Origin of the sequence: Phenylobacterium sp. Root1290, assembly GCF_001425305.1 — a bacterium.
In the GTDB taxonomy this organism is placed as follows: Bacteria; Pseudomonadota; Alphaproteobacteria; order Caulobacterales; family Caulobacteraceae; genus Phenylobacterium.
In genome coordinates, this window is sequence record NZ_LMEE01000001.1 from 1,548,034 (window position 1) to 1,574,265 (window position 26,232).

Genomic DNA, 26,232 nt, shown 5'->3' on the forward strand with positions numbered 1-26,232 from the left:
GTAGGCCCGCCGCCCCCCAGGCCGGCCGCAGTGGGTGCAGTCATGTTGCGTTCTTACATTTCCCCCTCCCGTCGCCGGCGCACGGACGGGCTTTGGGCCACGGTCTCAATCCTGGCGCTCGGCGCCGTCGCCCTTTCCCCCCAGGCGGCCCAGGCCGCAAGCTTCACCGCTGGTACCGAGCAGCAGTTCCGCGACGCCTTGGCCAACGCCGCCGCCAGTCCGGACGCCCAGTCGACGATCACGCTGACCGCGGGCTTCGCGGTGGCCGCGCCGATCACGCTTCCGAACAAGAACATCACCGTTGATCCCGCCGGCTTCGCGATCACTGGCCTGACCGTCAACGGGACTGCAGGCGCCTTTGTGATCAACGGCAGCGGCGTCGTTCCGCTGGTTGGATCCAATACGGCGGCCAACTTCGCGGCGAACGGCGGCGAGGTGCGGCTGGAAGGCGGGGCCAAGCTCACGGCCAGCGGCACGACCTACGTGGCTATGGGAGGCACGCTGATCGTCGACGGCGCCGGCAGCGTGCTGACGGCCAATTCGCTGGAAGCGGCCAACGGCGGCGCGGCTACGATCCGCATCCGCAATGGCGGGGTCGTCCATGCGCTGACCACCGCCGCAATCGGTCTGGCCCCCAACAACGTGCTCGACCTGACGGTCAGCGGCTCCGGATCGAAGCTGATCTTCGACCAGAGCGCTTCCCTCGGCACAGTGAACGCATCGTCTAACGCGTCCTGGACGATCTCAGACCAAGGTTCGGCCACGGTCGCTGGGGGCCTCCTTGTCGGTTCGCAAGTCACCGCCCAGCCGACAGCGCCGCGGCTGACGGTGACAGGCGCAGGTTCCACGCTCAGCCTGGGCTCCCTGACTTTCTACCGCGGCGAGGTGAGCGTGCTGGATGGCGGCGCCTTCACCACCGGCGCGCTCAACGTCGGCCCGCGGCTCAACAACGGCACGGCGACGCTGCTGGTTTCGGATGCCGGGTCGCGCCTCACCGCCACCGGCGCTGTGACGCTCGGAAACAGCCCCGGTCAGGGCATCGTCACCTTGGCCAATGGCGGCGTGCTGGAGGCGCGCGGCGCCGTCACGGCGGGCACGGCGACGGCGGTCGGCGTGCTCAACATCGGTGGGAGTGAAGGCGGCGCGGCGGCGGCGGCCGGCATGCTCGAAACGGCGACCGTGACCCTCGGCGCGGCCGGCCGGCTCAACTTCAACCACACTGGGACCGACTACGAGTTCGCGCCGACGATCACCGGGGCCGGGGCGATCAAGGTCGCGGCCGGTACGACGCGGCTGACGGCGGACAGCTCGGGCTTCACCGGAACCACGGCCCTGGCCGGCGGCAGGCTTGATGTCGACGGCAAGCTGGGGGGAGGCCTCACCGTTGCGGCCGGGACCACCCCGGGCGGTTCGGGGACCATCGGCGGCGATGTGACGGTCAATGGCGGCGCGATCGCGCCGGGCAACAGCCCCGGCGTCCTCACCATCGCTGGCGACCTGCTCCTTGATCCGGCTTCGACCCTGGAGATCGAGTTCGGGGAGTCCAACGTCGTCGGCGGTCCGATGAACGACCTGATCAAGGTAGGTGGCGACCTGCGCCTGGACGGCACGGTCAATGTCACGGTGACCGCCGGCGGGGTGTTCGACGCCGGCCTCTACCGGATCGCCTCCTACGGCGGAGCGCTGGACAACCAGGGCCTGGCCATCGGCACGACGCCGCCCGGCTCGACGGTCTCGCTCCAGACCGTGATCCCGGGCCAGGTGAACCTCGTCAACACCGGCGGCATGCCCGTCAACTTCTGGGACGGCGACGCTGGCGGCAGCGCCAACAACAACCGCGTCGACGGCGGCGCCGGGACCTGGACGGGCGCCAGCCTCAACTGGACAACGGGAACCGGCGCGGTGAACACCGCTTACACGGCCGCCGACTTCCTGATCTTCGCAGGGGCCTCGGGCGCGGTGAACGTCGGGACGGTCACGATCGGCGGCGGCATGCAGTTCGCCGTGGACGGCTATCGTCTCAGCGGCGGGACGATCACGTTGTCGGGAGCCGGCCGGACCTTCCGGGTCGGCGACGGCACGGCCGACGGCAAGACCTTTGTGGCGACCATCGACACGCCGATCATCGGCGGCAGCGGCGGGCTCACCAAGACGGACCTCGGGACGCTGATCCTGAACGGCGCCAATACCTACGGCTTCATCACCAACGTCAATGCGGGGACCCTGCTGATCAACGGCTCGGTGGCGGGCGGCGCCTCGGCGTTGATCGTCGGCGCCAATGGGACCATCGGTGGAACGGGCACGTCCAGGGGCGGCGTCATCAGCGGGATCCTCGCGCCGGGCGGCCTGAACACGCCGGGGACGATGACCTTCAACGGACCGATCACCCTCAACGCCGGCGCAACTCTGCGTTACCGTCTGGGCCAGGCCGACACGGCTGGGGGGGCGCTCAACGACCTGGCGGTGGTGAACGGCGCCCTGACCCTGAACGGCACGCTGAACGTCACCCAGAGCGCCGGCGGAAACTTCCTGCAGGGCGTCTATCGCCTGATCAACTACACCGGGGCGTTGACCGACAACGTTCTGGACGTTGGAACCCTTCCGGCCGGCTTCACGGGCGTGATCCAGACGTCCATCGCCAACCAGGTGAACCTGATCGCCTCGGGTGCGCCGCCGGCAGGCGGCGGTGGAGGCGGCGATCCGGAACCGCCGCCGACCTTCAACTTCTGGGACGGGAACGGCGGGGCGGACGGTGCGATCGGCGGCGGCGACGGAGCTTGGCGCGCCAATTCGGCCAACTGGACCACCGCCGGCGGCGCGGCCAACGGGGCTTTCACCCCCGCGGCCTTCGCCATCTTCGCCGGCCAAGCCGGTACGGTCAGCGTCGACGGCTCGGACGGCGCGATTTCCGTCACCGGCATGCAGTTCGCCTCCGACGGCTATCGCCTGACCGGCGATGCGGTGACCCTGTCGGCCGGCGACAACGTCGTGCGGGTCGGCGACGGCACGAGCCAGGGGGCGCAGTTCGTCGCGACGATCGCCGCCGAGCTGACGGGACCGGGCCGGCTCGACAAGGCCGACGCCGGCACGCTGATCCTGACGGGCGAGAACACTTATTCCGGCGGCGCCCGCGTCAGCGGCGGGACCCTGCAGATCGGCGATGGCGGAACCGCCGGCTGGGTCCAGGGCGACGTGGCCAATGAGGGGACGCTGGCCTTCAAGCGATCTGACGACGTGGCCTTTGCCGCGGTCGTCACCGGGGGCGGGACACTGGCCCAGCTCGGCTCGGGGACGCTGAACCTGACTGGCGACAGCTCGGCCTTCGCCGGCGCGGCCGAGGTCCGCGCCGGCACGCTGGCCGTCGATGGGCGATTGGGCGGGCTGACCAGCGTCTTCTCGGGCGCGCGGCTGATCGGGACGGGCGAACTGGGCGGGCTGGTCAACCAGGCCGGCGGCGTGGTTTCGCCGGGCCGCCGCGGCGGCGCGGGCGTACTGACCTTGACCGGCGGCTATGTCGGCGCCGGGGGCGTCCTGGAGCTGGACGCGACCTTGGCCGGGGACGACGCGGCCGCCGACCGCCTCGTGGTGGGTGGAGCGACCTCCGGCGTGACGCCGGTCAAGATCAACCGGCTGGCTGGCGGGACCGGGGCGCTGACCGCCGACGGCATCCTGCTGGTGCAGGTCGGCGGGGCCTCGGCGCCCGGCGCCTTCGCCCTGGCCGATGGCGATTATCGGCGCGGCGACGAGAACGTGCTGGTCGCCGGAGCCTACGGCTACGTCCTGCGCCGCGACGCCGACGGCGACTGGCGTCTACGCTCGAACCTTGCGCCGGCCGAACTGCCGGGCGCGGCGGCCCTCTATCAGCCGGGGGTCCCGATCTATGAAGCCTATCCGCAGGCGCTGCAGCTGCTGAACGGCCTGGGCACGATGCGCGAGCGCACCGGGGCGCGGCAGTGGTCGGGCGAGGCTGGCGTCGGCGTCTGGGGCCGGATGGAAGGCGGCCGCGCTCGTCTGAAGCCGGAAGACAGCACCACGGCTGCGAACCTCAAGGCCGACCGCTGGAAGCTGCAGTTCGGCGTCGAGCCGATCACGGCCGAGGACGGCGCCGGCGGCGTCGTCGCCGTCGGCCTGACCGGCTATCTCGGCGGCGCCAAGACCAAGGTCGGCTCGCCCTATGGCGGCGGCGACATCGACACAAAGGGCTACGGCGTCGGCGCCAACCTCACTTGGCTGGCGGCGGGCGGCGGCTATGTCGACGCCCAGGTCCAGGCGAGCTGGTTTGACAGCGACCTGAGCTCCAGCCTGCTCGGCGTCCGCGCCGACGGCGTCGCGGGCGATGGCCTGGCCGCTTCGCTGGAGGCGGGTCATGGCGTTGCGGCTGGGGGCCTGTGGCTGACCCCGTTGGCGCAGGTCAGCTACGCCAAGGTCGACTTCGACAGTTTCGCCGATGGCTTCGGCGCGGTGGTGACGGCCGGCAAGTCCGAGAGCCTGATCGCCCGCGCGGGCCTGGGCGTCGACTACGCCCTGGCGTCGGGCGGCGGCCTCTACGCCGTGGCCGACGTCAGCCACGAGTTCCTAGACGGGACTGCGGTCGACGTTTCCGGCGTGCCGGTGGTCAGCCGTGTCGAGCGGAGCTGGGTCGGTCTGGCCGCTGGCGGGACCTACGCCTGGGGCGAGGGCCGCTACACGCTCTACGGCGAAGTGTCTGGCGACACCTCGCTGTCGGGTTTTGGCGACAGCTACGACATCGCCGGGACTGCGGGCTTCCGGGTGCGGTTCTAGGCCGCAAGCCGCAAGCGGGCCTTGTGGCCGGCTTGCGGCGTTTCCCCCGCGACCTCCCATCGCGGGCTGCTGACGCCGCTTGCGGGATATAAAGATTTCTTTATAGGTTCCGGCGACGTCCAAATGGGGCCGCCCTGCGCTGCGGCCTGCCCGATTACCGGAGCTACCTCTTGAGCCGTTCCTCTTACATCTTCACCAGCGAAAGCGTGTCCGAAGGCCATCCGGACAAGGTCGCCGATCGCATCTCCGATACGGTGGTCGACGCCTTCCTGTCGGTGGAGCCCGAGGCCCGGGTGGCCTGTGAGACCCTGGTCACCACCAACCGCATCGTCCTGGCCGGTGAAGTCCGCGCCGGCAAGCCGGGCGCCTCGAAGGCCGAGAACAAGGCTCTGACCAAGGAGATCCTGGCCGGCCTGGAGCCCAAGGTCCGCGCCGCGGTGAAGGACATCGGCTACGCCCAGAAGGGCTTCCACTGGGAAAAGGCCAAGTTCGCCAACTTCCTGCATCCGCAGTCCGCCGACATCGCCGTCGGCGTCGACTCGACCGAGAAGAAGGAAGAGGGCGCGGGCGACCAGGGCATCATGTTCGGCTACGCCTGCGACGAGACCCCGTCGCTGATGCCGGCGACCCTGCAATTCTCGCACGACATCCTGCACAAACTGGCCGAAGTCCGTCACTCGGGCGAGGCCGACTTCCTGGAGCCGGACGCCAAGAGCCAGGTCACGCTGCTCTATCAGGACGGCCGCCCGGTCGAGATCCTGAAGATCGTCGTCTCGACCCAGCACAAGAAGAAGATCGGCGACCAGACGGTGAACTCCAAGCGCCTCGCCGCGGCCATCAAGCCGTATGTCGAGAGCGTCATTCCCGCCGGCCTGATCACCAAGAAGACCAAGTGGCACGTCAACCCGACCGGCCGCTTCCTGATCGGCGGCCCGGACGGCGACGCCGGCCTCACCGGCCGCAAGATCATCGTCGACACCTACGGCGGCGCGGCTCCGCACGGCGGCGGCGCGTTCTCCGGCAAGGACCCGACCAAGGTCGACCGTTCGGCCGCCTACGCTTGCCGTTACCTGGCCAAGAACGTCGTGGCTGCGGGCCTGGCGCGCAAGTGCACCATCCAGATCAGTTACGCGATCGGCGTCTCCGACCCGCTCAGCTTCTATGTCGATCTGCACGGCACCGGCCAGGTCGATCCGGCCAAGCTGGAGCTGGCCCTGCCGCAGATGATCGGCGGCGCCACGCCGCGCGCCATCCGCGAGCACCTCGGCCTCAACCGTCCGATCTACGCCCGCACCGCCGCCTACGGCCACTTCGGCCGCCAGCCGGACAACGAGGGCGGCTTCTCCTGGGAAAAGACCGATCTGGTCGACCAGCTGAAGGGCCTGGCCTGATCCACATCGGGTTTGGAACATCTGAAGGCCGTCGCGCACTCGCGCGGCGGCCTTCGTCGTTGTAGAGCGCGCCCATGGAAGACACCTCTCACCCGCTGATGCGGTCGTACGGCCGGATCAAGTCGCGGCCGATCAAGCCGCGCCAGGCCGCCCTCGTCGAGGAGCTGCTGCCGCAGCTGCGGCCGCCGGAAGGGCCGTTCGACCCCTGGACCTTGATGGACGGGACGCGCGAGGCCTGGCTGGAGATCGGCTTCGGCGGCGGCGAGCACATGGCCAGCCAGGCCGCCCGCGCGCCCGACGTGCTGATCGTCGGCTGCGAGCCGTTCCTGAACGGCGTCGCCAGCGCCGTGCGGCATGTGGCCGAACAGGACCTGAAGAATGTCCGCATTCACGACGGCGACGCGCGCGAACTGGCCGCGCGGCTGCCTGACGCCAGCCTCGACCGGGTGTTCATCCTGTTCCCGGATCCCTGGCCCAAGGCGCGGCACCACAAGCGCCGGATCGTGCAGACCGAAATGGTCGCCGACCTGGCCCGCGTGCTGAAGCCGGGCGGACGGCTGCGCTTCGCCACCGACGTGGCGGGCTATGCCGATTGGGCGCTGGAGCGGATCCTGGCGTCGCCGGACTTCGGTTGGCCGGCGCAGAAGGCCGACGACTGGCGCGTCGCGCCTGCCGACCACATCACCACGCGCTACGAGGAAAAGCGCCTGGGCGACTGCGAGCCGGTCTTCTTCGACTTCATCAGAAGATAAGTAGAAGGTCGCCGCCGGAACCTGCCGGTGGCGACCCCTATCGTCACGTTCCCGGCTGGCCTTTGCCGGCCGCCTTGGCGCGCTCGATGCCCTGGCGGATCAGGTCGCCGGTCTCTTCCGGGTCGGCCCAGCGCACGATCTCGACGCTCTTGCCCTTCTCCAGGTCTTTGTAATGCTGGAAGAAGTGGGCGATCTGCTCGGTCAGGATCGCCGGCAGGCTGCGCCATGAGTCCACGCCCGCATAGAACGGGTGCAGCTTGTCGACCGGCACGGCGAGGATCTTCTCGTCGCCGCCGGCCTCGTCGACCATCATCAGGGTCCCGATCGGCCGCACGCGGATCACCGCGCCCGGAACGACGGGGGTCGGGCCGACCACCAGCACGTCCATCGGGTCGCCGTCATCCGACAGGGTGTGCGGGATGAAGCCGTAGTTCCCGGGATAATACATGGCGGTATGCAGGAAGCGGTCGACCATGATGGCCCCGCTGTCCTTGTCGAGTTCGTACTTCACCGGTTCGCCGCCTTGCGGGATCTCGATGATGGCGTTGACGTCGTAGGGCGGGTTCACGCCGGTGGGGATCTTGGAGATGTCCATACGGAGGGAGGACCTTGAAGACACAAGAGTTGAGGGCGCCGTCTGTGGACCATTCGGGCCCCGCCGAAAAGGGGCCGAGCGCGGTTTGCGATGGGAAACTGCAAAAAGGCCGCCGAAAACAGCCCGACGCGGCTAGGGGCTGACAAACCAGCGGTCGCACGCTATAGAGGTCTCACATCGTCCGTTAGCGCTGGATAGCGTATACGAGCGGCAGGCTTCGGCCCGGCCGCTTTTTTGTTGCCGGAGAACAGCCAAGCTTATGCGTGGCAAGACCGCTGAAGACCATCGGCTCCTGGAACTCCTCGACCCCGTCGCGGAAGCCGCAGGCTACGAGATCGTGCGCCTGCGCCTGATGGGCGGCGAAGAGACCCGCCGTCTGCAGATCATGGCCGAGACGCCCGAAGGCGACATGGTGGTCGAGGACTGCGCCCGGCTGTCCCGTGCGATTTCCGAGCTCATGGACGCCGCCGACCCGATCGCCGGCGAGTATACGCTCGAGGTCTCGTCCCCCGGCGTCGATCGGCCGCTGACCCGGCCGAAGGACTTTGCGAACTACGAAGGCTTCGAGGCGCGCATCGAACTCGATCGCGTGGCCGAGGGCCGCAAGCGTTTCCGCGGCGTGCTGGCGGGCGTCGAGGGCGACGCCATCGGCATCGACCTGGAAGGCGAAGACTCCACGGCCATGATCCCGTTCTCGTGGATCGTGGACGCCAAACTCATCCTGACCGACGAGCTCATGAAGCGCGGCGCGAACGAACGCGCCGCCCGCATGAGCTCCGAGGCCGATCAAGACACCCCTGAGTAAGAGGACGCAAACCGATGAGCCTGACCGGCATTTCCGCCAACCGGCTTGAGCTGTTGCAGATCGCCGAGGCCGTGGCCCGCGAGAAGTCGATCGACAAGGAAATTGTCATCGAGGCGATCGAGGAAGCGATCCAGAAGGGCGCGCGCGCCCGTTATGGCGCCGAACACGACATCCGCGTTCGCATCGATCCGAAGACCGGTGAGACGACCGTCAAGCGCGTGATCACCGTCATCGACGACGAAGCGGTCTTCGAGGGCGAAGACGGCGTGCCGGAAGAGCCGGTCGGCGTGCGTCGCCTGGCCGACGCCCTGCGCACCGACAAGGACGCCTTCGTCGGCAAGACCTACGAAGAAATCCTGCCGCCGTTCGAGTTCGGCCGTGTGCAGACCCAGATGGCTCGCCAGGTCGTGACCGGGAAGGTCCGCGAGGCCGAGCGCGAGCGTCAGTACGAAGAGTTCAAGGATCGCGTCGGCGAGATCGTCAACGGCGTGGTCAAGCGCGTCGAGTACGGCAACACCGTCGTCGACCTGGGCCGCGGCGAGGGCATCATGCGCCGCGATCAGTCGATCCCGCGCGAGAACTTCAACATCGGCGACCGCATCCGCTGCTACATCTACGATGTCCGTCGCGAGACCAAGGGCCCGCAGATCCTGCTGTCGCGCGCCCACGGCGGCTTCATGGCCAAGCTGTTCGCGCAGGAAGTGCCGGAAGTCTATGACGGCGTGATCGAAATCCGCGCGGTCGCCCGCGACCCGGGTTCGCGCGCCAAGATGGCCGTCGTCTCCAACGACAGCTCGATCGACCCGGTCGGCGCCTGCGTCGGTATGCGCGGTTCGCGCGTGCAGGCGGTCGTCGCCGAACTGCAGGGCGAAAAGATCGACATCATCCAGTGGAGCCAGGACGAGGCGACCTTCATCGTCAACGGCCTGGCCCCGGCGGAAGTCTCCAAGGTCGTCATGGACGAGGAAGACGAGCGCGTCGAAGTGGTGGTGCCCGACGAGCAGCTGTCGCTGGCCATCGGCCGCCGCGGCCAGAACGTCCGCCTCGCCTCGCAGCTGACCGGCTGGCAGATCGACATCATGACCGAAAGCCAGGAGAGCGAGCGCCGTCAGCGCGAGTTCGCCGAGCGCACGGCCCTGTTCCAGGAGGCCCTGGACGTCGATGAAGTGATCGCCCAGCTGCTGGTCACCGAAGGCTTCGCTTCGGTCGAAGACGTGGCCTATGTGGACGCTTCGGAAGTGGCGGCCATCGAGGGCTTCGACGACGACACCGCCGACGAAATCCAAACGCGCGCCCGCGAGTTCCTGGAAAAGATCGCGGCCGAGTACGACACCAAGCGCACCGCGCTGGGCGTCCAGGACGGCCTGCTCGAGATCGAGGGCGTCACCCTGCCGATGGCCGTGGCCCTGGGCGAAGGCGACGTGAAGAGCGTCGAGGACCTGGCCGGTCTGATCCCTGACGATCTGCGTGGCTGGTTCGAGAACCGCGACGGCGAGCGCGTGCGCGAGCCGGGCATTCTCGAAAGCTTCAACCTCGACGCCGGCGACGCCGAAGCCCTGATCATGCGCGCGCGCATCGCAATGGGCTGGGTCGAGGCGCCGCCGGAGCCGGAGCCGGAGCCCGAAGCGGACGTTGAAGAATATGCGGACGACGTCGAGGCCGAGGCGGAAGCCGAAGTCGAGGCTGTCGCTGAAGAGAACCCGGAGGCCTAAGCCCAGGTGAATGCGCCTGCTTCCATCCCGGCCCGGACGGCGGCCCCCAAGACCCTCGCGCAAGCCGCGAGGGAACGGCGGGATATCGTCTCGGGTCAGGTGATGGACGAGGCCGTCCTGGTGCGGTTCGTCGCCGGTCCCGGCGGCCTGGTGGTTCCGGACCTGGCGCGCAAGCTGCCGGGGCGCGGACTCTGGGTCGCCGCCGACCGTGCGTCGGTGGAAGTGGCGGCGAAAAAGGGCCACTTCGCCCGCGCCGCCAAGGCCAAGCTCAACGCCCCGGCTGATCTCGCCGATCAGGTCGAGGCGCTGTTGCGGCGCCGGATCCTGGACGGTCTTGGGCTTGCGAAACGAGCCGGCGATCTTATCTCGGGTTTCGAGAAGGTCGCTTCGAGCCTGACCGCAGGCAAGGCCGCCTGGCTGATAGAGGCGTCCGATGGCGCGCCGGACGGTCGCCGCAAGATCCTGAATGTGGCCCGCAAGTCACCCAAACCCCCGCACCTGTGCGGACTCTTCGACGCTGAGGAATTGGGTTTGGCCTTGGGGGCCGAGAATGTGATACACACCGCCTTCCTTGCGGGGCGTGGCGCCGATCGCTGGACGAAAGACGTCCAGAGACTATCTGGCTTCCGCCCGCTCCTTCCCGAGAGTTGGCGCGAGGAAAAGCCTCCTGAGGCGGGCGGAACCTGAATGGGTTTCGCGCGCCTAGAGCTATTGGAATGTCCGTGGTCGGGACCGTCCCGGCCGTTATGTAAAGCGAGCGCATGAGCGACGAGAACGACAACGGCCGGGCCCCTGGTGGGCGAGCTCCCCTGACCCTCAAGCCCCGCGGGGCTGGATCGGTCAGCGCGGGCACGGTGAAGCAAAGCTTCAGCCACGGCCGCTCCAAGACGGTGGTCGTCGAGACCAAGCGCCAGCGCACTCACTCTGCGCCGTCGGGGAATCTCGCCGCGCCGTCCTCGGCCGAGAAGCGCGCCTTCTCGCCGCAGCAATCGTCTGCGCCGCGTCAGTCGCAGGGCGGTTCGTCCTCGCACGATGGCTCGGGCCTGTCGGCCGACGAGCAACGCGCCCGTCAACGCGCGATCGAACTGGCCCGCGAGCATCAGGCCCGCCAGGCCGCCGAGCAGCGCGCCAATGAAGAGCGCGCCCGCGCCGAGGCTGAGGCTGCTCGCGCCGCTGCGGCCGCCGCCGCGGCTGCTGCAGCCAAGCCTGTGGAAGCGCCCGTGGCTCCGGCCGCGCCGGCTCCCACTCCCGCTCCCGCACCGGAAGCTCCTCGCGCTGAAGCTCCGGCTCCGGCCGTAGCGCCGCCCGCTCCGAAGCCGACGCCTGCGCCGACGCCCGCTCCGCAGGCGCCTGTCGCCCGCAGCGAAGCGCCCCGGAACGAAGCGCCGCGCAGCGAGCAACCTCGCAACGACGCGCGCACCTCGGCGGGTCAAACCCGCACCTACGAACCGTCGCGCGAGCGTCGCGACGACCGTCCGACGACGACGACCTATCGTCCGGAGCGCGCCCCGGGCCGCTACGAGAACATGAATTTCGGCCAACGTGCGCCGCGCACGGACGCTCCGCGGCCGCCGCGTGACGACCGTGGCCCGCCGCGCGGCGACCGCCCGCAAGGCAATCGCCCGCAAGGCGACCGTCCTCAGGGTGATCGTCCCCAAGGCGACCGTCCTCAGGGCGACCGTCCGCGTCCGAGCGGCGAACCCGTCCGTTATTCGGCCCTGGCGCCGCGTCCGGCTCCGGGCGGCCGTCCCGGTGATCGTCCGGGTGGTCCGCGCCCGGCGCGCGGCGCGGCTCCGAACGCCCCGCCCGCCACGCCGGAAGTTCAACGCGCCACCCGCCAAGCTCCGCGCCCCGGCGAGGCCGGTCGCCGGCCCGACGACGACGAGGATACGCGCCGCAAGGCCGCGGCCAACGCCCCGAACAAGGCGATCAGCCGTGTGAAGGGCGCCGCTCAGCGCCGTGAAGGCCGCCTCACCATTCAGGCTGTGGCCGGTGATGATGAGGGCGCCGTCGAACGGATGCGTTCGCTGGCCTCGGTCCGCCGGGCGCGCGAACGTGAACGCGAAAAGCGCAAGGGCGGCGGCCAGGAGCAGGCTCGCGCCGCTCGCGAAGTCGTCATTCCCGACGTCATCACCGTGGCTGAACTCGCCAACCGGATGGCGACGCGCGGCGTCGAGATCATCAAGTTCCTGATGCGTCAGGGCGTGATGCTGAAGATCAACGACGTGATCGACAACGACACCGCCGAACTGGTGGCGACCGAATTCGGTCACACCGTGCGGCGCGTCTCGGAAGCCGACGTCGAAGAAGGCTTCATCGGCGAAGAGGACATCGACGACAGCCTGGTCGCGCGTCCCCCGGTCGTTGCGGTCATGGGCCACGTCGACCACGGCAAGACCTCGTTGCTGGACGCCCTGCGTTCGGCCGATGTCGCCGGCGGTGAACATGGCGGCATCACCCAGCATATCGGCGCCTATCAGGTGCGTCTGGCCAGCGGCCAGGCGGTGACCTTCCTCGACACCCCCGGCCACGCCGCCTTCTCGGCGATGCGCGCCCGTGGTGCGGACGTTACCGACATCGTGGTGCTGGTCGTGGCGGCGGATGACGGCGTCATGCCGCAGACGGCCGAAGCCATCCAGCACGCGAAGGCGGCCGGCGCGCCGATCATCGTCGCGATCAACAAGATGGATAAGCCCGACGCCAATCCGCAGCGGGTGATCAACGAACTGCTGCAGCACGAGATCGTCGTCGAAAGCCTCGGTGGCGACACCCAGGTGATCGAAGTCTCGGCGCTGAAGAAGACCGGCCTGGAAAACCTCATCGAGGCCATCCTGGTGCAGTCCGAAATGATGGACCTGAAGGCCAACCCGGACCGCACCGCGGACGGCACGGTCATCGAGGCCAAGCTCGATCGCGGACGCGGCGCGGTTTCGACCGTGCTGGTCAAGCGCGGCACCCTGAAGCGCGGCGACATCGTCGTGGCCGGCGCCAACTTCGGCCGGGTTCGCGCCCTGCTGAACGAACGCGACGAGCAGCTCGACTCCGCCGGACCCTCGGTGCCGGTCGAGATCCTCGGCCTGGACGGTACGCCCAGCCCGGGCGAGCCCTTCGCGGTCGTGGAGAACGAAGCTCGCGCCCGTGAGCTGACCGAGTACCGCACCCGCGTGAAGCGCGAGAAGGCCGGTTCGCCGGTCGCCGCCGGCGTGACCATGGCCGACTTCATGGCCAAGCTTCAGGACAAGAAGATCTCTGAGCTGCCGGTCATCATCAAGGCGGACGTGCAGGGGTCGGCCGAAGCCATCGTCGGATCGCTGGACAAGCTGGCCACCGACGAGGTCCGTGCGCGGATCATCCTCCAGGGCGCCGGCGCGATCAGCGAAAGCGACGTCATGCTGGCCAAGGGTTCGGGCGCGCCGATCATCGGCTTCAACGTCCGCGCCTCCAAGCAGGCCCAGACCCTGGCCGAACGTGAAGGCGTGGAGATCCGCTACTACGCGATCATCTACGACCTGATCGACGACATCAAAGGCGTGCTCTCGGGCATGCTGGCGCCGGAACAACGCGAAACCTTCCTGGGCAACGCGCGGGTTCTGCAGGTGTTCGACATCACCAAGGTCGGCCGTGTCGCCGGTTGCCGGGTCACCGAGGGCGTGGTTCGCCGCGGCGCTCGCGTCCGGATCATCCGCGACGACATCGTCGTCCTGGAACTGGGCACCCTGCGGACCCTCAAGCGCTTCAAGGACGAAGTGGCCGAGGTCGGCTCCGGCGTCGAGTGCGGGATGTTCTTCGAGGGCTTCCAGGACATCAAGGAAGGCGACGTCATCGAGTGCTTCAGCCTCGAAGAGGTTGCACGCAGCCTCTAAGGTCGCCGCGCCAAAGTCATCAGGCCTCCGGGAAACCGGAGGCCTTTTGCATTTTGGAGCCAATTTTCGCTGTGGGCATTCCCCCTGCGTCCGCAAGATCAGGAGTTCGAATGCGCATCTTTCTCGCTGCTCTCACCGCCTTGGTCGTCGCGGCCTGCGCCGCAGGCCCCGTCGGCAACAGCAATGTTCCCGAGCCGGCGAAGCGAGTGGATATCGGCCGCTATGGCGGCCTTTGGTACGAATTCGCGCGCTATGAGAACGGCTTCGAGCGTGACTGCGAGGCGGTCACCGCCGAGTACACGCTGCTCGCGTCAGGCGATGTGTCGGTCAAGAACACCTGCCGCGAGGACTCCGTCCGCGGTCCGATCAAGGTGTCCGAAGGCAAGGCTCGCCCGGCTGGCGACCAGTTAGGCGCCAAGTTCAAGGTGTCATTCTTTGGCCCCGCTTTGCTGACCAACTACTGGGTGCTCGACCGCGGCGAGAACTACGACTGGGCCATTGTCGGCGAAGGCTCGGGCCGTTTCCTGTGGCTGCTGACCCGAGAGCCGCGGCCATCGGAAGAGATGCGCGCGCAGCTGTTGGCCCGGGTCGAGGCGCTGGGATACGACACGGACATGCTTCGGTACACGCAACACATGGCGACCCCTTGATGAGACTGCTGATCCTGGCGCTGGCCGCGCTTACCCTTACGGCCTGCGCCACCGCCCAGCGTTACGACGCCGCGGGCGACGTCCATGCGCTGCTGGTCTCGATCCGCGACAACGACAAGGCCGCTTTCGAGGCGCACGTCGACCGGCCGGCGCTTAAGCGCCAGATCGAGAGCCGGATGATGGCCGAGACGCGCAAATCGGGCGCGAACGATGGGTTGGCTGCGCTCGGCGCGCTGTTGGCTCCGACCCTGGCCGAGCTGGCCGGCGAGGCGCTGATCCAACCGACCGTCTTCCGCTCGGTGGCCGCCTATTATGGCTATGACGCCTCAAAGCCGCTGCCAGGCCCGATGGTCATCGGCGGCCAGCTGAAAACCGTCGGCGAGGGGCAGGTCTGCGTACCGCGCAAGAAGGATGGTCCCTGCCTGCTCACCTTCACCCAGGAGCAGGGGACCTGGCGTCTCTCCGGCTTCGAGGGTGATCTTTCCATGCTGCAGACCAAGGCCCGATAGGGCTAAGCTCTCGCCTAACGACGTTAGGGGAGGGCGCGATGGGCTACGAAGCAGCGCTGGCGCAGTACGAGAAGTTCGCCTTCGACGACGGACGCTGGACGCGGAACGTCTACATGCGGGGCTCTGGCCCCGCGGTGATCGTCATCCACGAGATGCCGGGCCTGCATCCGCATGTGATCCGTTTCGCCGACCGGGTCGCCGCCGCCGGGATGACCGTCTACTGCCCCCACCTCTTCGGCGACCCCGGCCGGCCGGCCAGCCATCCGCTCAGCGCCCTCACCATGCTCGGCGGCATCTGCATACGTCGAGAGTTCAACGTCTGGGCCAGCGACAAGTCGAGCCCGATCGTCGAGTGGCTGAAAGCATTGTCGCGCAAGGCGCACGCCGACTGCGGCGGCGATGGGGTCGGCGCGGTCGGCATGTGCTTCACCGGCGGCTTCGCCCTGGCGATGATGACCGAGCCGTCGGTCGTCGCGCCGGTGCTGTCCCAACCCTCGCTGCCGCTGGGCGCTCGCCGCGCCGCCGGGATCGGCGCCTCGCCGGCGGAAGTCTCGTGCGCCCGCAAGCGGTTCGCAGAGGAGGGCCTGTCGATGATCGGCCTGCGCTTCTATGGCGATCCCTTCGTGCCCGACGCGCGCTTCGACACCTACAAGCGCGAATTCGGCGACAAGTTCGAGGCGATCGAGATCGATCCCAAGCACGCCGTTCCGGGCGGACTGAAACATCCGCATTCGGTCCTCACGATCAACCTGGCCGAGGATGGGCCGACCAAGGACGCCGAGGCGCGGGTCCTGGCCTTCTTCCGCGAGCGGACGGGCGCCGGCTAAGGCCTGGACTTCTTGACGTCGCGCGACTAGAAGCGCGCCCTTCTCCTGAGACGCCGCGTCCGATCCGCGCGCCAGGTCGTAAGAGGCAAGTCCATGAAACGCACCCCCCCCAAGGGCCGATCGGCCCCCGCGGGCCCGTCACAGCGCCAGCTTCGCGCCGGCGAACTGATGCGCCATGCCCTGGTCGAGATCCTCCGCGAAGAGGAGTTCAACGACGAGGCCATGGCCGGTGTCTCGGTGACCATCACCGAGGTCCGTATGAGCCCCGACCTTCGCCACGCCATCTGCTTCATCGAACCGCTCGGCGGCGAGCACGCCGACGACGTGGTGAAGGCCCTGAACCGGCACTCGAAGTTCCTGCGCGGCCGGTTGGGCCGGTCGATCGATATGAAGTTCACGCCGGACCTGAAGTTCCTGCACGACGAGAGCTTCGACGAGGCCGCCCGCATCGGCCGGCTGTTCGACGATCCGCGCGTCGCCCAGGACCTGGCGCCGCAGCCTCCGTCCGACTCCTGGAAGGACGAGGACTGATGGCCCGCCGCAAGAAGGGCGATGCGATCTCGGGCTGGGTCAATCTCGATAAGCACTACGACTTCGGCTCGACCCAGGCCGTCGGCCGGGTGCGGCGGATCTTCAACGCCCAGAAGGCCGGCCACGCCGGCACGCTGGATCCGCTGGCCACCGGCATCCTGCCGATCGCGCTGGGCGAGGCGACCAAGACCGTTTCGTTCCTGATGGACGCCGACAAGGCCTATCGCTTCACCATCGAATGGGGCCGCACAACCGCCAGCTTCGATCGCGAGGGCGCGACGACTGCGACCTCCGACGTGCGCCCGACCCCGGAGCAGGTCGCCGCCGTGCTTCCGGAGTTCATCGGCGACATCCAGCAGATCCCGCCGGCCTTCTCGGCGGTGAAGGTCGACGGCGAGCGCGCCTATGACCTGGCCCGCGCTGGCGAGACCGTCGAGCTCAAGGCCCGGCAGGTCTCGATCTACGATGCGCGGGTGATCGACGTTCCGGACGCCGACCACATCGAGATCGCGGTCGAGTGCGGCAAGGGCACCTATGTCCGCGCCATCGTGCGCGACATCGCCGAGCGCCTGGGGGCCTGCGCCCATGTCAGCGCGCTGCGCCGGACCCGCGTCGGACCCTTCGAGGAGGACTCGGCGATAACGCTGGAATTGTTGGAAGATTTGGGCCATAAGGCCCGCTGCTTGGAGGCATTGCTTCCGGTCGAGACCGCCCTGGACGACATCCCGGAGCTGGCCGTGACCGCCGAAGACGCTTTCAAGTTGAAGCAGGGACGGCCGATCGTTCTCGTTCCCCGACAGGTTGAAGCGCTCAAGGCCCGGCTAAGCCCCGGGACTCGAACCGTTTCGGCCATGGCGGACGGGGTCGTGGTGGCGCTCTGCGAGATGCGTGCGGGCAAGCTCGAGCCTTCGCGGGTCTTTCATCTGGAAAAGAGCGGAGACTAGCCGATGTCGATTACTCTCGAGCGCAAAGCTGAGCTCATCAAGACCCACGGCCGTTCGGCCGGTGACACCGGAAGCGCTGAAGTGCAGGTGGCGATCTACTCTGAGCGGATCTCCAACCTCACCGAGCACTTCAAGACCCACAAGAAAGACAACCACTCGCGCCGCGGCCTGCTGAAGCTGGTCTCCGCGCGTCGTTCGTTGCTCGATCACCTGAAGAAGTCCGACGAGGGCCGCTATCAGGCGCTGATCGAAAAGCTGGGCCTGCGCCGCTAAGGACCGAGAGGTCAGCCCCCGGGAAACCGGGGGCTTTGCGTATCAGGCTCTATCTACAGCGCCGCTTCCTTCGCGACAGGCCGAAGGGAACAAAGCGGCGATCCGGGCGGTCCAAGTCAGGACGTCCGCTACACACCGAGGGTTCCATAGCAATCCTCATCGCCTGATCGTTTGGAGAGGATTTCGGAACCCCGACGCCCTGTCCGCCCCCGTTGGGAATACGCCCGCGGGATGAGAAAGAAGCAAAATGTTCGATATCAAACGCAAGACCATCGAGTGGGGCGGCAAGACGCTGACCCTCGAAACCGGCCGCATGGCCCGTCAAGCTGACGGCGCGGTTCTGGCCACCTATGGCGAGACCATGGTTCTGGCCACCGCCGTCTTCGCCAAGAGCGCGAAGCCGGGGCAGGACTTTTTCCCGCTGACCGTCAACTACCAAGAAAAGTTCTACGCCGCGGGCAAGATCCCCGGCTCCTTCCCTCGTCGCGAAGGCGCGCCGAGCCAGAAGGAAACCCTGACCTCGCGCCTGATCGACCGTCCGATCCGCCCGCTGTTCGTCAAGGGCTTCAAGAACGAAGTCCAGGTCGTCACCACCGTGCTGGCGCACGACCTTGAGAACGATCCCGACATCGTCGCGCTGGTCGCGGCCTCGGCCGCCCTGGTGATCTCGGGCGCTCCGTTCATGGGCCCGATCGGCGCCGCGCGCGTCGGCCTGGTCAACGGCGAATACGTCCTGAACCCGACGCTCGACGAGATGAAGGAGTCCTCGATGGACCTCGTCGTCGCCTCGACCAGCGACGCGGTCATGATGGTGGAATCCGAGATCCAGGAGCTCAGCGAAGATGAGGTCCTGAAGGGCGTGATGTTCGCCCACGCCGGCATCCAGCCGGTGATCGATGCGATCATCGAACTGGCCGAGCACTCGGCCAAGGAACCCTTCGAGTTCACCCCGGACGACACCGACGCCATCAAGGCCGACGTGAAGAAGCTGATCGGCAAGGATCTGGCCGCGGCCTACAAGATCGTCGCCAAGGGCCAGCGTCACGACGCCGTCTCGGCCGCGAAGGCCAAGGCGACCGAGAAGTTCGCCAAGTCCGACGCCAACCCGACCGGTATCGACCCGGCCAAGCTGGGCGGCGTGTTCAAGGAACTGGAAGCCGACGTCGTTCGTCGCAACATCCTGGACACCGGCATCCGCATCGACGGCCGCACCGTCGACAAGGTTCGCCAGATCGTCTCGGAAGTCGGCGTGCTGCCGCGCGCCCACGGTTCGGCCCTGTTCACGCGTGGGGAAACCCAGGCTCTGGTGGTCGCCACCCTGGGCACCGGCGACGACGAGCAGCTGATCGACGCGCTGGAAGGCAAGTACTACGAGAAGTTCATGCTGCACTATAACTTCCCGCCGTTCTCGGTCGGGGAGACGGGCCGCATGGGCGCGCCGGGCCGCCGCGAAGTCGGTCACGGCAAGCTGGCCTGGCGGGCGATCCGCCCGATGCTGCCGAAGACCGAAGAGTTCCCCTACACCATCCGCCTGGTCTCCGAGATCTTCGAGTCGAACGGCTCGTCCTCGATGGCCTCGGTCTGCGGCTCGTCGCTGGCCCTGATGGATGCGGGCGTTCCGCTGAAAAAGCCGGTCTCCGGCATCGCCATGGGCCTGATCCTGGAAGCTGACGGCTTCGCGGTTCTGTCGGACATCCTGGGTGACGAAGATCACCTGGGCGACATGGACTTCAAGGTCGCCGGCACCGAGGACGGCATCACCTCGCTGCAGATGGACATCAAGATCGCCGGCATCACCGAAGCGATCATGAAGCAGGCGCTGGAGCAGGCGAAGGGTGGCCGCAAGCACATCCTCGACGAAATGGCCAAGGCCATGGAAGCCCCGCGCGCCGAGCTGGGCGAGTTCGCCCCGAAGATCGAAACCATGAAGATCGCGGTCGACAAGATCCGTGAAGTCATCGGTTCGGGCGGCAAGGTCATCCGCGAGATCGTCGAAAAGACCGGCGCCAAGGTCGACATCGAAGACGACGGCACGATCAAGGTCTCGGCCAGCGATCAGTCGAAGATCGATGCGGCCAAGGAGTGGATCAAGTCGATCGCCTCGGAGCCGGAAATCGGCGCCATCTACACCGGCAAGGTCGTGAAGATCGTCGATTTCGGCGCCTTCGTGAACTTCTTCGGCGCGAAGGACGGCCTGGTCCACGTCTCGCAGATCTCCAGCGATCGCGTGGCCAAGGTCTCGGACGTGCTGCAGGAAGGCCAAGCCGTGAAGGTGAAGCTCCTGGGCTTCGACGACCGCGGCAAGACCCGCCTGAGCATGAAGATCGTCGACCAGGAAACTGGCGAAGACCTGTCCGCCAAGGGCGAGCCGGCGGCCGAAGAAGCGTAAGCTTCCTCGATCCCGAACATTGCGAAGGGCGGCCGCGGCGACGCGGCCGCCCTTTTCGTTTGGGCTCAGGGCGCTACGCTGGACCGATGTGCAACGAGTTCCGCCGCCTCAAGCTGCTTCAGGACGCCATCGAGGAGTTCGATCGGCGCGGGCTGCCGCTGTTCAAGTGGAAGAACGGGCTGATCCCCAACGCCCTGGACGCCCAGCCGGCGATCCGCATCCGCGACAGCGCCTTCGTCGTGCGCGGCGGGCCTGAGGGCCTGGAAGGGGCGATGACCACCTGGGCCTGGCCAGGGCCGCGCGGCGCGCCGGTCTTCAACTTCCGCTCCGAGAGCCGTGACTTCTCCCGCAGCGACCGGGTCCTGGTGCTGGCGGACGGCTTCATCGAATACACGGCGCCCGCGGCGCCGGGCGTGAAGCTCAAGGACCGTCACCTCTTCACCATGGCGGGCGAAGAATGGTTCTGGATCGCCGCCATCGTGAAGGAAGGCTGCTTCAGCCTGCTGACGACGGCGCCGGGCCCCGACGTCGCGCCCTACCACGACCGCCAGATCGTGACCTTCTCGCCGGCCGAGGGACTGGCCTGGCTCAGTCTCTCGCAGCCGGAGCAGACTCTGCTGCGGGCCCCGCCCGCGGGCGCCTTTCACGTGCGCACCGTACGCAAGGACGGCATCGACCTGGCGGCCTAGGCCTCGACCCGGTTGCTGTCCAGCGCCTCGCGAACGGCCAGGCCCAGTTGCTCGGCGCGGAACGGCTTGCGCAGCAGCGGCCAGGCCAGGGCCTCGGCGCCTTCGCCCAGGCGCTCTCCCGCATAGCCGCTGGTCAGCACGATCGGCAGCCGCGCGTCGCGGGCGCGCGCCGCTCGCGCCAGGTCCACGCCGCTCATGCCGCCGGGCATGACAATGTCGGAAATCAGCAGGTCGTAGCGCTCGCCGGCCTGCAGGCGGCCCAGGGCGCTGGGGCCGTCGGGGGCGCCCTCGACCCAGCAGCCGAAATCGATCAGCAGGCTCTCCGTCACCGCCCGCACGGCGGCGTCGTCCTCGACGAGCAGCACCCGCGCGCCGCGCGCCCACTGCCCTTCATCAGCGCGCACGGGCGCGGCGTGGGCGGCGGCCTGGGCCTCGGCCGCGGGCAGATGCAGGCTCACCGTGGTGCCGAAGCCGAGCGAAGACGTGATGGTCGCCGCGCCGCCGACCTGTTTGACGAAGCCGTAGACCTGGGCGAGGCCAAGACCCGTGCCCTTGCCGACGTCCTTGGTCGTGAAGAACGGTTCGAAGGCGCGCTCGACGATGTCCGGCGCCATCCCGGCGCCGTTGTCGGAGACGGATACGGTGACGTACTGGCCGGCCGCCGCGCCAGGGACTTCGCCCTCGGCCAGCCGGCGGCTTTCCACGGCGATCTCGATGTCGCCGCCCGCGGCCGGGGCCGCATCGGCGGCGTTGACCACAAGGTTGAGCAAGGCCGCTTCAAACTGGGCCGGATCCAGACGGCTGGAGCCGACCAGTCCCTCATGGCGGATGCTCAGATTGACGTTCTCGCCGATCGCGCGGCGGATCAAGGGCTCGATCTCCTCAATCAGGCCGGGCAGATCGACCAGCTCAAGCGTCAATTCCTGGCGACGGGAGAAGGCCATCAATTGGCGGATCAGCTGCTCGCCGCGCCGTCCGGCCGCGAGGGCGGCTTCCGCCAGCCGCGAGACCCGCGGGGTGTCCTGCGGGTGCCGTATGATCATGTCGAGGCCGCCGATCACCACGGTCAGCAGGTTGTTGAAGTCGTGAGCGACGCCGCCGGTCAGCCGGCCCACGGTCTCAAGCCGCTGGGCCTGGGCCAGCGCGGCTTCGGCCTCGGCGCGTTCGGCCAAGCTGCGCTCCAGTTCGCGCGAGCGCACGGCCACCCGCTCCTCAAGCTCGGCGCGCGCCTCGACCACCTCGCTGATGTCGCTGCTGGTGCCAAACCAGCGGATGACCCGCCCGTCGTCGCCGCGCAACGCCGAGGCGCGAGCGTTCATCCAGCGCCAGACGCCGTCCTGTCGGCGCAGCCGGTAGTTCACATCATAGGGCAGGCCCCCGTTGACCGCCTGGCTCCAGGCCAGGGCGGCGGCGTCGCGGTCCTCGGGATGGATGGCCTCCTGCCAGCCAATTCCATAGTGCTGCTCTGGCGGCGTTCCCGTGAACTCCGCCCACTGCGGGCTGAGGAAGTCGCAATGGCCATCGCCCCGCGTCGACCAGATCAGCTGCGGCAGGCTTTCCAACAGGGCGCGGACACGGGCCTCGCCCGTGCGCAGCGCGTTCTCTGACTGGCGTTGGGCGCTGACATCGCGAAAGGACACGGCCAGGCCGCCGGGCAGCCTCACGCCGCTTGAGCGGATGAACCGCGGTTGGCCGCTGATGACGCGCCTGACCTCGACGTCGTCGGAGCCGCCGGCCTGATAGAGCGCCGCGAACCGCTCCAGCATCTGCCGGCCGTTCTCGTCGGGCAGGACATCCCGGAGCCGGCGGCCCCGGATCCCGGCCGAGTTCGCCTGCGCCATGTCCTCGGCCGCAGGGTTCGAATAGGAGCAATAAAAGTCGATGAGCTGCCTGCCGTCGTAGACCGGCTCGAGGATTACAAAGCCTTCCCGGGCCTGCTCCTGGAAGATGCGGAAGCGTTCTTCGGCCTCGACCCCGCTCAGAACCGCCGCGCGTATCGCCCGCCCGATCAGGACCGTCGCCGTGGCGGTGGCCGCGAAGATCGCTGTGAACAGGGTCGGGTATCCATCGAGCCAGAGCGCCCAGACGAGCAGGGCGCTGACCAGGGTCGCAGCCAGCCCGCCGCGGGCGCCAGCCACCAGGGTGGCGAACAGCACGGCCGGATAGAAGGTCATGTAGTTGGGCGGGTCGGCCATCACCGCCCCGAGGGCGACGCGCAGAAGAGCAGCGGCTCCGACGGCGCCGAGCGCAGCTCCGTACGCGATGACAGGGCGCTCCATCGCAGTCGCGAAACGCTGCGCCCATCGACCCATCATGGTGCTTTCAAGCCCCCCACGAGTTCCGGACGATACGGAACGCCTAAAAGGCCGTGAGGTAAAGCGTCACTGAAATTCACGAGGGCCGCCGGGTCGGGCGGCCCTCGCAGCAGGCGCCTTTAGCGGGGCGCCATGCGGATGGCGCCGTCGAGGCGGACGTCCTCGCCGTTGAAGTAGCCGTTGGTGATCATTTCGAGGGCCAGGGACGCATAGTCCTCGGCGCTGCCGAGACGCTTGGGGAACGGCACCGACTGAGCCAGGGCTTCCTTCACCTGCGGCGGGGCGGCGTTCATCAGCGGGGTGTTGAAGATGCCCGGCAGGATGGTGTTCACGCGGATGCCGTCGCCGGACAGGTCGCGGGCGATCGGCAGGGTCATGCCGACCACGCCGCCCTTGGAGGCCGAGTAGGCCGCCTGGCCCATCTGGCCGTCCTCAGCCGCCACCGAGGCGGTGTTGACGATGGCGCCGCGCTCGCCGTCGATCGGCTCCAGGTCCAGCATGCCCTTCGCCGACTTGGCGATGCAGCGGAAGGTGCCGACCAGGTTGATCTGGATGATCAGGTTGAAGGCGTCGAGCGGGAAGTGCTTGGCCTCGCCGGTCTGCTTGTCGCGGCTGGCGGTCTTGATCGCGTTGCCGGTGCCGGCGCAGTTGACGAGGATGCGCTCCTGGCCGTGGGCGGCGCGGGCCTTGGCGAAGGCGGCGTCGACTTCTTCTTCCGAGGTCACGTTGACCTTGCAGAAGACGCCGCCCACTTCCTTGGCCACGGCTTCGCCCTTGGCTTCGTTCATATCGAAGATGGCGCACTTCACGCCCTGGGCCGCCAGGGCGCGGACCGTCGCCTCGCCGAGGCCGGAGGCGCCGCCGGTGACGACTGCAGCGATGGAGGAATCGAGTTTCATGGACGCTTGGCTCCCGTTCACGTCTAATAGGGTCTTGTTATCTGAGGCTTTAGCCCGATGAGCGCGGACTCAAAAGCGTCACCCCACGTCAACGGCGAGGCTTTCGACGCCAAGCAGGCCTTGGACCCGTCGCGGGCCATGGTCCCCGCAGTCGCCCGCGTGAACGAGCGGCGCGTGGCGCGCGGCTTCTGGCCGAAGATCCGGCGGGTGGCGGCCAAGATCCCGTTCGCGGGCGACGCGCTGTCGGTCTGGTTCTGCGCCAAGGACCCCACGACCCCGACCACGGCCAGGGCGATGATGATGGCGGGGTTGGCCTATTTCGTGCTGCCGACCGACGCGATCCCAGATGTGCTGGCGGTCGTCGGTTTCACAGACGACGCCGCGGTGTTCGCCGCCCTGCTGGCTGTTGTCGGCCGTCATCTGAAGCCCAAGCACAAGGCAGAGGCCATGGATGTGCTGGAGCGCATGAAGCGCCAGGACGACTAGCTAGCCTCCTCGGCGGCCGCGGCCTTGCGCGCGGCCCTGCTGGTCGCGGCCTCGCGCCAGGTGATGAACAGGGTGGAGGCGACGACGACGCCCGCGCCGGCCACCGTCCAGACGGTGGGGACCTCGTGGAACAGGGTCAGCCCGACGATGACTGTGAACACCAGGCGGATGTAATCGATCGGGGCCATGGCGGCGGCGTCGCCGATCGCCATGCCCTTGATGTAGCAGCCCTGGGTGATGGTCCCCAGCACGCCCATCGCGCCCAGCAGCAACAGGTCGAACGGTTCGGGCCAGCGCCAGGTGAAGAAGGCGCCGGGAATGCCCATGACCAGGCCGAGCGTCGCTGCCCAGACCAGCAGCACGGTCGGCGAGTGGTCGCGGGTCATCACCTTCATGCCGGTGATGGTGAGCGCGAACAGGAAGGACGAGGCCAGCATGGCCGCAGCCGGCCAGCCGATGGCGAACTCGCCGCCGGCGCCCGGCCGCAGCATGATGAGCACGCCGATGAAGCCGACCACGGCGGCGGCGATGCGCAGCGGGCCGACCGTCTCGCGCACCACCAGCGCGGCCAGCGGCACCAGCCAGAGCGTGCGGGTGAACGACAGCGCATTGGCGTCGGCCAGCGGCATCTTCTGGAACGCGTAGAACGACAGGATCATCCCCAGCGTCCCGGCCGCGGATCGGAAGATCAGGATGCCGGGCCGGGTGGTGGCGAAGGCGGCGCCGCGGCGCTTGAGGATGATCGGCAGCAGGACGATGAAGCCGGCCAGCTGCCGATAGAAGGTCTGCAGCGCAGCCGGATAGTCGTCGCCCAGATACTTGATCAGCGTGGTCATGGCCGTGAAGCCGACCGCCGAGGCGACCATCCAGAGGGCCCCCTCGACGTTGTGATCCAGGCGCGGCTTGCCGGCCGCGGCGGTCAAGGCTGGGTCGGCGTCAGGTCGCCCAGGATGGTGGCGAACGGCGAGACCATGCTGGCGTCCCACGAGTGGCGGCCGCCGACGGTGATGCCGCCGTCAACCACCAGATGCGTGCCCGAGACGAAGGCGGCGGCGTCCGAGGCCAGGTAGAGCGCCGCCTGGGCGATGTCGTCCGGCAGGCCGGCCTTGGGCACCGGCTGGGCCTGGGCGGCGTTCTCGGCGACCCGGGCGGCCATCTGGTCGGCGACTTCGCGGGGCAGGCCGAAGGAGGCGCCGAAGATCGAGGTGGCGATCAGGCCGGGGCAGATGGCGTTCACGCGGATCTTCTGCGGCGACAGCTGGGCGGCGGCGACGCGGCTCATGTGGATCACCCCGGCCTTGGCGGTCGAGTAGGCGATGGGGCCGAAGCCGGCCTGCAGGCCGGCGATCGAGGCGGTGTTGATGATCGACCCGCCGCCGCGCTCCAGCATCAGCGGCACGGCGTGCTTCATGCCCAGCGCCGGGCCGCGGACCAGGATGTCGAAGATCCAGCTCCAGCCGTCGGCGGTGATCTCGCCGATGGAGGTCATCCGGTCGGAGATGCCGGCGTTGTTGAACAGGATGTCGAGGCCGCCGAACTCGGACTTGGCCTTCTTCACAGCGGCTTCGATATCGGCTTCGCTGGTGACGTCGCAGTGGGCGTAGGCGACATTGCCGGGGAAGCGCTTCTCCAGCATCGCGCCCTTTTCGTCCTGGATGTCGGCGGCGATGACCTTGGCGCCTTCGGCGACGAATAGCTCGACCGTGCCGAGTCCGATTCCCGATGCGCCGCCGGTGATCAAGGCCACCTTGCCGTCCAGACGTCCCGCCATGTTTCGCTCCCGATCTTTTTTATGTGATCGGCGATAACTAGAGCGGGGG

The 26,232-nt window shown here is 68.2% G+C and carries 22 protein-coding genes and 1 pseudogene; 17 read left to right on the forward strand and 6 right to left on the reverse strand.

Features of this window, described 5'->3' with window-relative positions; translation table 11 throughout:
* The first annotated feature begins 42 nt into the window (after positions 1-42).
* The 3 genes from ASC79_RS07560 to trmB all read left to right on the forward strand — a co-directional run bounded on the left by ASC79_RS07560 (position 43) and on the right by trmB (position 6,925).
* Complete coding sequence (locus ASC79_RS07560) at positions 43-4,782, forward strand: autotransporter outer membrane beta-barrel domain-containing protein (RefSeq protein ID WP_056106232.1); 4,740 nt, start codon at positions 43-45, stop codon at positions 4,780-4,782.
* A gap of 170 nt (positions 4,783-4,952) precedes the next feature.
* Positions 4,953-6,173, forward strand: a complete 1,221-nt coding sequence (gene metK / locus ASC79_RS07565; protein ID WP_056023925.1) for a methionine adenosyltransferase — start codon at positions 4,953-4,955, stop codon at positions 6,171-6,173.
* 74 nt (positions 6,174-6,247) lie between these two features.
* Positions 6,248-6,925, forward strand: coding sequence for a tRNA (guanosine(46)-N7)-methyltransferase TrmB (gene trmB / locus ASC79_RS07570; protein WP_056023923.1), 678 nt, complete (start codon positions 6,248-6,250; stop codon positions 6,923-6,925).
* Between the two features lie 43 nt (positions 6,926-6,968).
* Here the strand turns inward: trmB and ppa are convergent, their stop codons facing one another.
* Positions 6,969-7,520 (reverse strand): inorganic diphosphatase, encoded by a 552-nt coding sequence (gene ppa / locus ASC79_RS07575; protein ID WP_056023920.1) that lies wholly within the window; start codon positions 7,518-7,520, stop codon positions 6,969-6,971.
* A gap of 259 nt (positions 7,521-7,779) precedes the next feature.
* Between ppa and rimP the strand changes: the two genes are divergently transcribed.
* From rimP to ASC79_RS21755, 4 genes and pseudogenes are all read left to right on the forward strand, one after another.
* Entirely contained in the window at positions 7,780-8,325 is a 546-nt protein-coding gene (gene rimP, locus ASC79_RS07580) for a ribosome maturation factor RimP (protein ID WP_056023917.1), read from the forward strand.
* 14 nt (positions 8,326-8,339) lie between these two features.
* Positions 8,340-10,037, forward strand: coding sequence for a transcription termination factor NusA (nusA, locus tag ASC79_RS07585; RefSeq protein WP_056023915.1), 1,698 nt, complete (start codon positions 8,340-8,342; stop codon positions 10,035-10,037).
* 24 nt (positions 10,038-10,061) lie between these two features.
* The gene (locus ASC79_RS07590; protein WP_056025062.1) at positions 10,062-10,724 is read left to right on the forward strand and encodes an RNA-binding protein; all 663 of its coding nucleotides are present in this window, start codon (positions 10,062-10,064) and stop codon (positions 10,722-10,724) included.
* 74 nt (positions 10,725-10,798) lie between these two features.
* Positions 10,799-10,948, forward strand: a pseudogene (locus tag ASC79_RS21755) (translation initiation factor IF-2 associated domain-containing protein); the annotation flags it as partial.
* Between the two features lie 188 nt (positions 10,949-11,136).
* Here ASC79_RS21755 and ASC79_RS21760 read toward each other — a convergent pair.
* Positions 11,137-11,457, reverse strand: coding sequence for a pentapeptide repeat-containing protein (locus ASC79_RS21760; protein WP_369817335.1), 321 nt, complete (start codon positions 11,455-11,457; stop codon positions 11,137-11,139).
* 106 nt (positions 11,458-11,563) lie between these two features.
* On the opposite strand from ASC79_RS21760, the gene infB reads away from it, so the two are divergent.
* From infB to ASC79_RS07635, 9 genes are all read left to right on the forward strand, one after another.
* Entirely contained in the window at positions 11,564-13,900 is a 2,337-nt protein-coding gene (gene infB / locus ASC79_RS07595; RefSeq protein ID WP_369817334.1) for a translation initiation factor IF-2, read from the forward strand.
* A 110-nt stretch (positions 13,901-14,010) separates the two neighbouring features.
* Positions 14,011-14,550 carry a lipocalin family protein gene (locus ASC79_RS07600; protein ID WP_056023909.1) on the forward strand — a complete coding sequence of 180 codons (540 nt, stop codon included), beginning with the start codon at positions 14,011-14,013 and terminating at the stop codon, positions 14,548-14,550.
* The gene (locus ASC79_RS07605) at positions 14,550-15,059 is read left to right on the forward strand and encodes a DUF2939 domain-containing protein (RefSeq protein ID WP_056023906.1); all 510 of its coding nucleotides are present in this window, start codon (positions 14,550-14,552) and stop codon (positions 15,057-15,059) included. The genes ASC79_RS07600 and ASC79_RS07605 overlap by 1 nt, the downstream gene beginning before the upstream one ends.
* 38 nt (positions 15,060-15,097) lie before the next feature.
* Positions 15,098-15,886: a dienelactone hydrolase family protein gene (locus ASC79_RS07610; RefSeq protein WP_056023904.1), complete on the forward strand. Its 789-nt coding sequence runs from the start codon at positions 15,098-15,100 to the stop codon at positions 15,884-15,886.
* Positions 15,887-15,979: 93 nt separating this feature from the next.
* Positions 15,980-16,417 carry a 30S ribosome-binding factor RbfA gene (gene rbfA / locus ASC79_RS07615; protein WP_056023901.1) on the forward strand — a complete coding sequence of 146 codons (438 nt, stop codon included), beginning with the start codon at positions 15,980-15,982 and terminating at the stop codon, positions 16,415-16,417.
* A complete protein-coding gene (truB, locus tag ASC79_RS07620; protein WP_056023898.1) occupies positions 16,417-17,361 on the forward strand; it encodes a tRNA pseudouridine(55) synthase TruB in 945 nt (314 codons plus the stop codon). Before rbfA ends, truB begins: the two co-directional genes overlap by 1 nt.
* Positions 17,362-17,364: 3 nt before the next feature.
* On the forward strand, positions 17,365-17,634 hold the full coding sequence (rpsO, locus tag ASC79_RS07625) for a 30S ribosomal protein S15 (protein ID WP_056023895.1): 270 nt from the start codon (positions 17,365-17,367) through the stop codon (positions 17,632-17,634).
* A gap of 247 nt (positions 17,635-17,881) precedes the next feature.
* Entirely contained in the window at positions 17,882-20,023 is a 2,142-nt protein-coding gene (gene pnp / locus ASC79_RS07630; RefSeq protein ID WP_056023892.1) for a polyribonucleotide nucleotidyltransferase, read from the forward strand.
* An 86-nt stretch (positions 20,024-20,109) separates the two neighbouring features.
* The gene (locus ASC79_RS07635) at positions 20,110-20,712 is read left to right on the forward strand and encodes an SOS response-associated peptidase family protein (protein ID WP_056023889.1); all 603 of its coding nucleotides are present in this window, start codon (positions 20,110-20,112) and stop codon (positions 20,710-20,712) included.
* On the opposite strand, the gene ASC79_RS07640 is transcribed toward ASC79_RS07635, so the two are convergent.
* Positions 20,709-22,991: a PAS domain-containing sensor histidine kinase gene (locus ASC79_RS07640; protein WP_056023886.1), complete on the reverse strand. Its 2,283-nt coding sequence runs from the start codon at positions 22,989-22,991 to the stop codon at positions 20,709-20,711. The two genes, ASC79_RS07635 and ASC79_RS07640, sit on opposite strands and share 4 nt — an antisense overlap.
* Positions 22,992-23,146: 155 nt before the next feature.
* Positions 23,147-23,926, reverse strand: coding sequence for an SDR family NAD(P)-dependent oxidoreductase (locus ASC79_RS07645; protein WP_056023883.1), 780 nt, complete (start codon positions 23,924-23,926; stop codon positions 23,147-23,149).
* A 57-nt stretch (positions 23,927-23,983) separates the two neighbouring features.
* Here ASC79_RS07645 and ASC79_RS07650 point away from each other — a divergent pair, with 57 nt between their 5' ends.
* Positions 23,984-24,412: a YkvA family protein gene (locus ASC79_RS07650; RefSeq protein ID WP_056023880.1), complete on the forward strand. Its 429-nt coding sequence runs from the start codon at positions 23,984-23,986 to the stop codon at positions 24,410-24,412.
* On the opposite strand, the gene ASC79_RS07655 is transcribed toward ASC79_RS07650, so the two are convergent.
* Positions 24,409-25,278, reverse strand: coding sequence for a DMT family transporter (locus tag ASC79_RS07655; protein ID WP_056025059.1), 870 nt, complete (start codon positions 25,276-25,278; stop codon positions 24,409-24,411). The genes ASC79_RS07650 and ASC79_RS07655 overlap by 4 nt on opposite strands.
* Before the next feature lie 53 nt (positions 25,279-25,331).
* The gene (locus ASC79_RS07660) at positions 25,332-26,183 is read right to left on the reverse strand and encodes an SDR family NAD(P)-dependent oxidoreductase (protein WP_056023877.1); all 852 of its coding nucleotides are present in this window, start codon (positions 26,181-26,183) and stop codon (positions 25,332-25,334) included.
* Positions 26,184-26,232: the final 49 nt, after the last annotated feature.

What these genes read in the sequence shown, in the direction of transcription:
- ASC79_RS07560 (WP_056106232.1), top strand. Translation starts at nt 43, where the DNA reads ATGTTGCGTTCTTACATTTCCCCCTCCCGTCGCCGGCGCACGGACGGG.
- trmB (WP_056023923.1), top strand. Translation starts at nt 6,248, where the DNA reads ATGGAAGACACCTCTCACCCGCTGATGCGGTCGTACGGCCGGATCAAG.
- ppa (WP_056023920.1), bottom strand. Translation starts at nt 7,520, where the DNA reads ATGGACATCTCCAAGATCCCCACCGGCGTGAACCCGCCCTACGACGTC.
- rimP (WP_056023917.1), top strand. Translation starts at nt 7,780, where the DNA reads ATGCGTGGCAAGACCGCTGAAGACCATCGGCTCCTGGAACTCCTCGAC.
- nusA (WP_056023915.1), top strand. Translation starts at nt 8,340, where the DNA reads ATGAGCCTGACCGGCATTTCCGCCAACCGGCTTGAGCTGTTGCAGATC.
- infB (WP_369817334.1), top strand. Translation starts at nt 11,564, where the DNA reads ATGAATTTCGGCCAACGTGCGCCGCGCACGGACGCTCCGCGGCCGCCG.
- ASC79_RS07600 (WP_056023909.1), top strand. Translation starts at nt 14,011, where the DNA reads ATGCGCATCTTTCTCGCTGCTCTCACCGCCTTGGTCGTCGCGGCCTGC.
- ASC79_RS07605 (WP_056023906.1), top strand. Translation starts at nt 14,550, where the DNA reads ATGAGACTGCTGATCCTGGCGCTGGCCGCGCTTACCCTTACGGCCTGC.
- ASC79_RS07610 (WP_056023904.1), top strand. Translation starts at nt 15,098, where the DNA reads ATGGGCTACGAAGCAGCGCTGGCGCAGTACGAGAAGTTCGCCTTCGAC.
- rbfA (WP_056023901.1), top strand. Translation starts at nt 15,980, where the DNA reads ATGAAACGCACCCCCCCCAAGGGCCGATCGGCCCCCGCGGGCCCGTCA.
- truB (WP_056023898.1), top strand. Translation starts at nt 16,417, where the DNA reads ATGGCCCGCCGCAAGAAGGGCGATGCGATCTCGGGCTGGGTCAATCTC.
- rpsO (WP_056023895.1), top strand. Translation starts at nt 17,365, where the DNA reads ATGTCGATTACTCTCGAGCGCAAAGCTGAGCTCATCAAGACCCACGGC.
- pnp (WP_056023892.1), top strand. Translation starts at nt 17,882, where the DNA reads ATGTTCGATATCAAACGCAAGACCATCGAGTGGGGCGGCAAGACGCTG.
- ASC79_RS07635 (WP_056023889.1), top strand. Translation starts at nt 20,110, where the DNA reads ATGTGCAACGAGTTCCGCCGCCTCAAGCTGCTTCAGGACGCCATCGAG.
- ASC79_RS07640 (WP_056023886.1), bottom strand. Translation starts at nt 22,991, where the DNA reads ATGGAGCGCCCTGTCATCGCGTACGGAGCTGCGCTCGGCGCCGTCGGA.
- ASC79_RS07645 (WP_056023883.1), bottom strand. Translation starts at nt 23,926, where the DNA reads ATGAAACTCGATTCCTCCATCGCTGCAGTCGTCACCGGCGGCGCCTCC.
- ASC79_RS07650 (WP_056023880.1), top strand. Translation starts at nt 23,984, where the DNA reads ATGAGCGCGGACTCAAAAGCGTCACCCCACGTCAACGGCGAGGCTTTC.
- ASC79_RS07655 (WP_056025059.1), bottom strand. Translation starts at nt 25,278, where the DNA reads ATGGTCGCCTCGGCGGTCGGCTTCACGGCCATGACCACGCTGATCAAG.
- ASC79_RS07660 (WP_056023877.1), bottom strand. Translation starts at nt 26,183, where the DNA reads ATGGCGGGACGTCTGGACGGCAAGGTGGCCTTGATCACCGGCGGCGCA.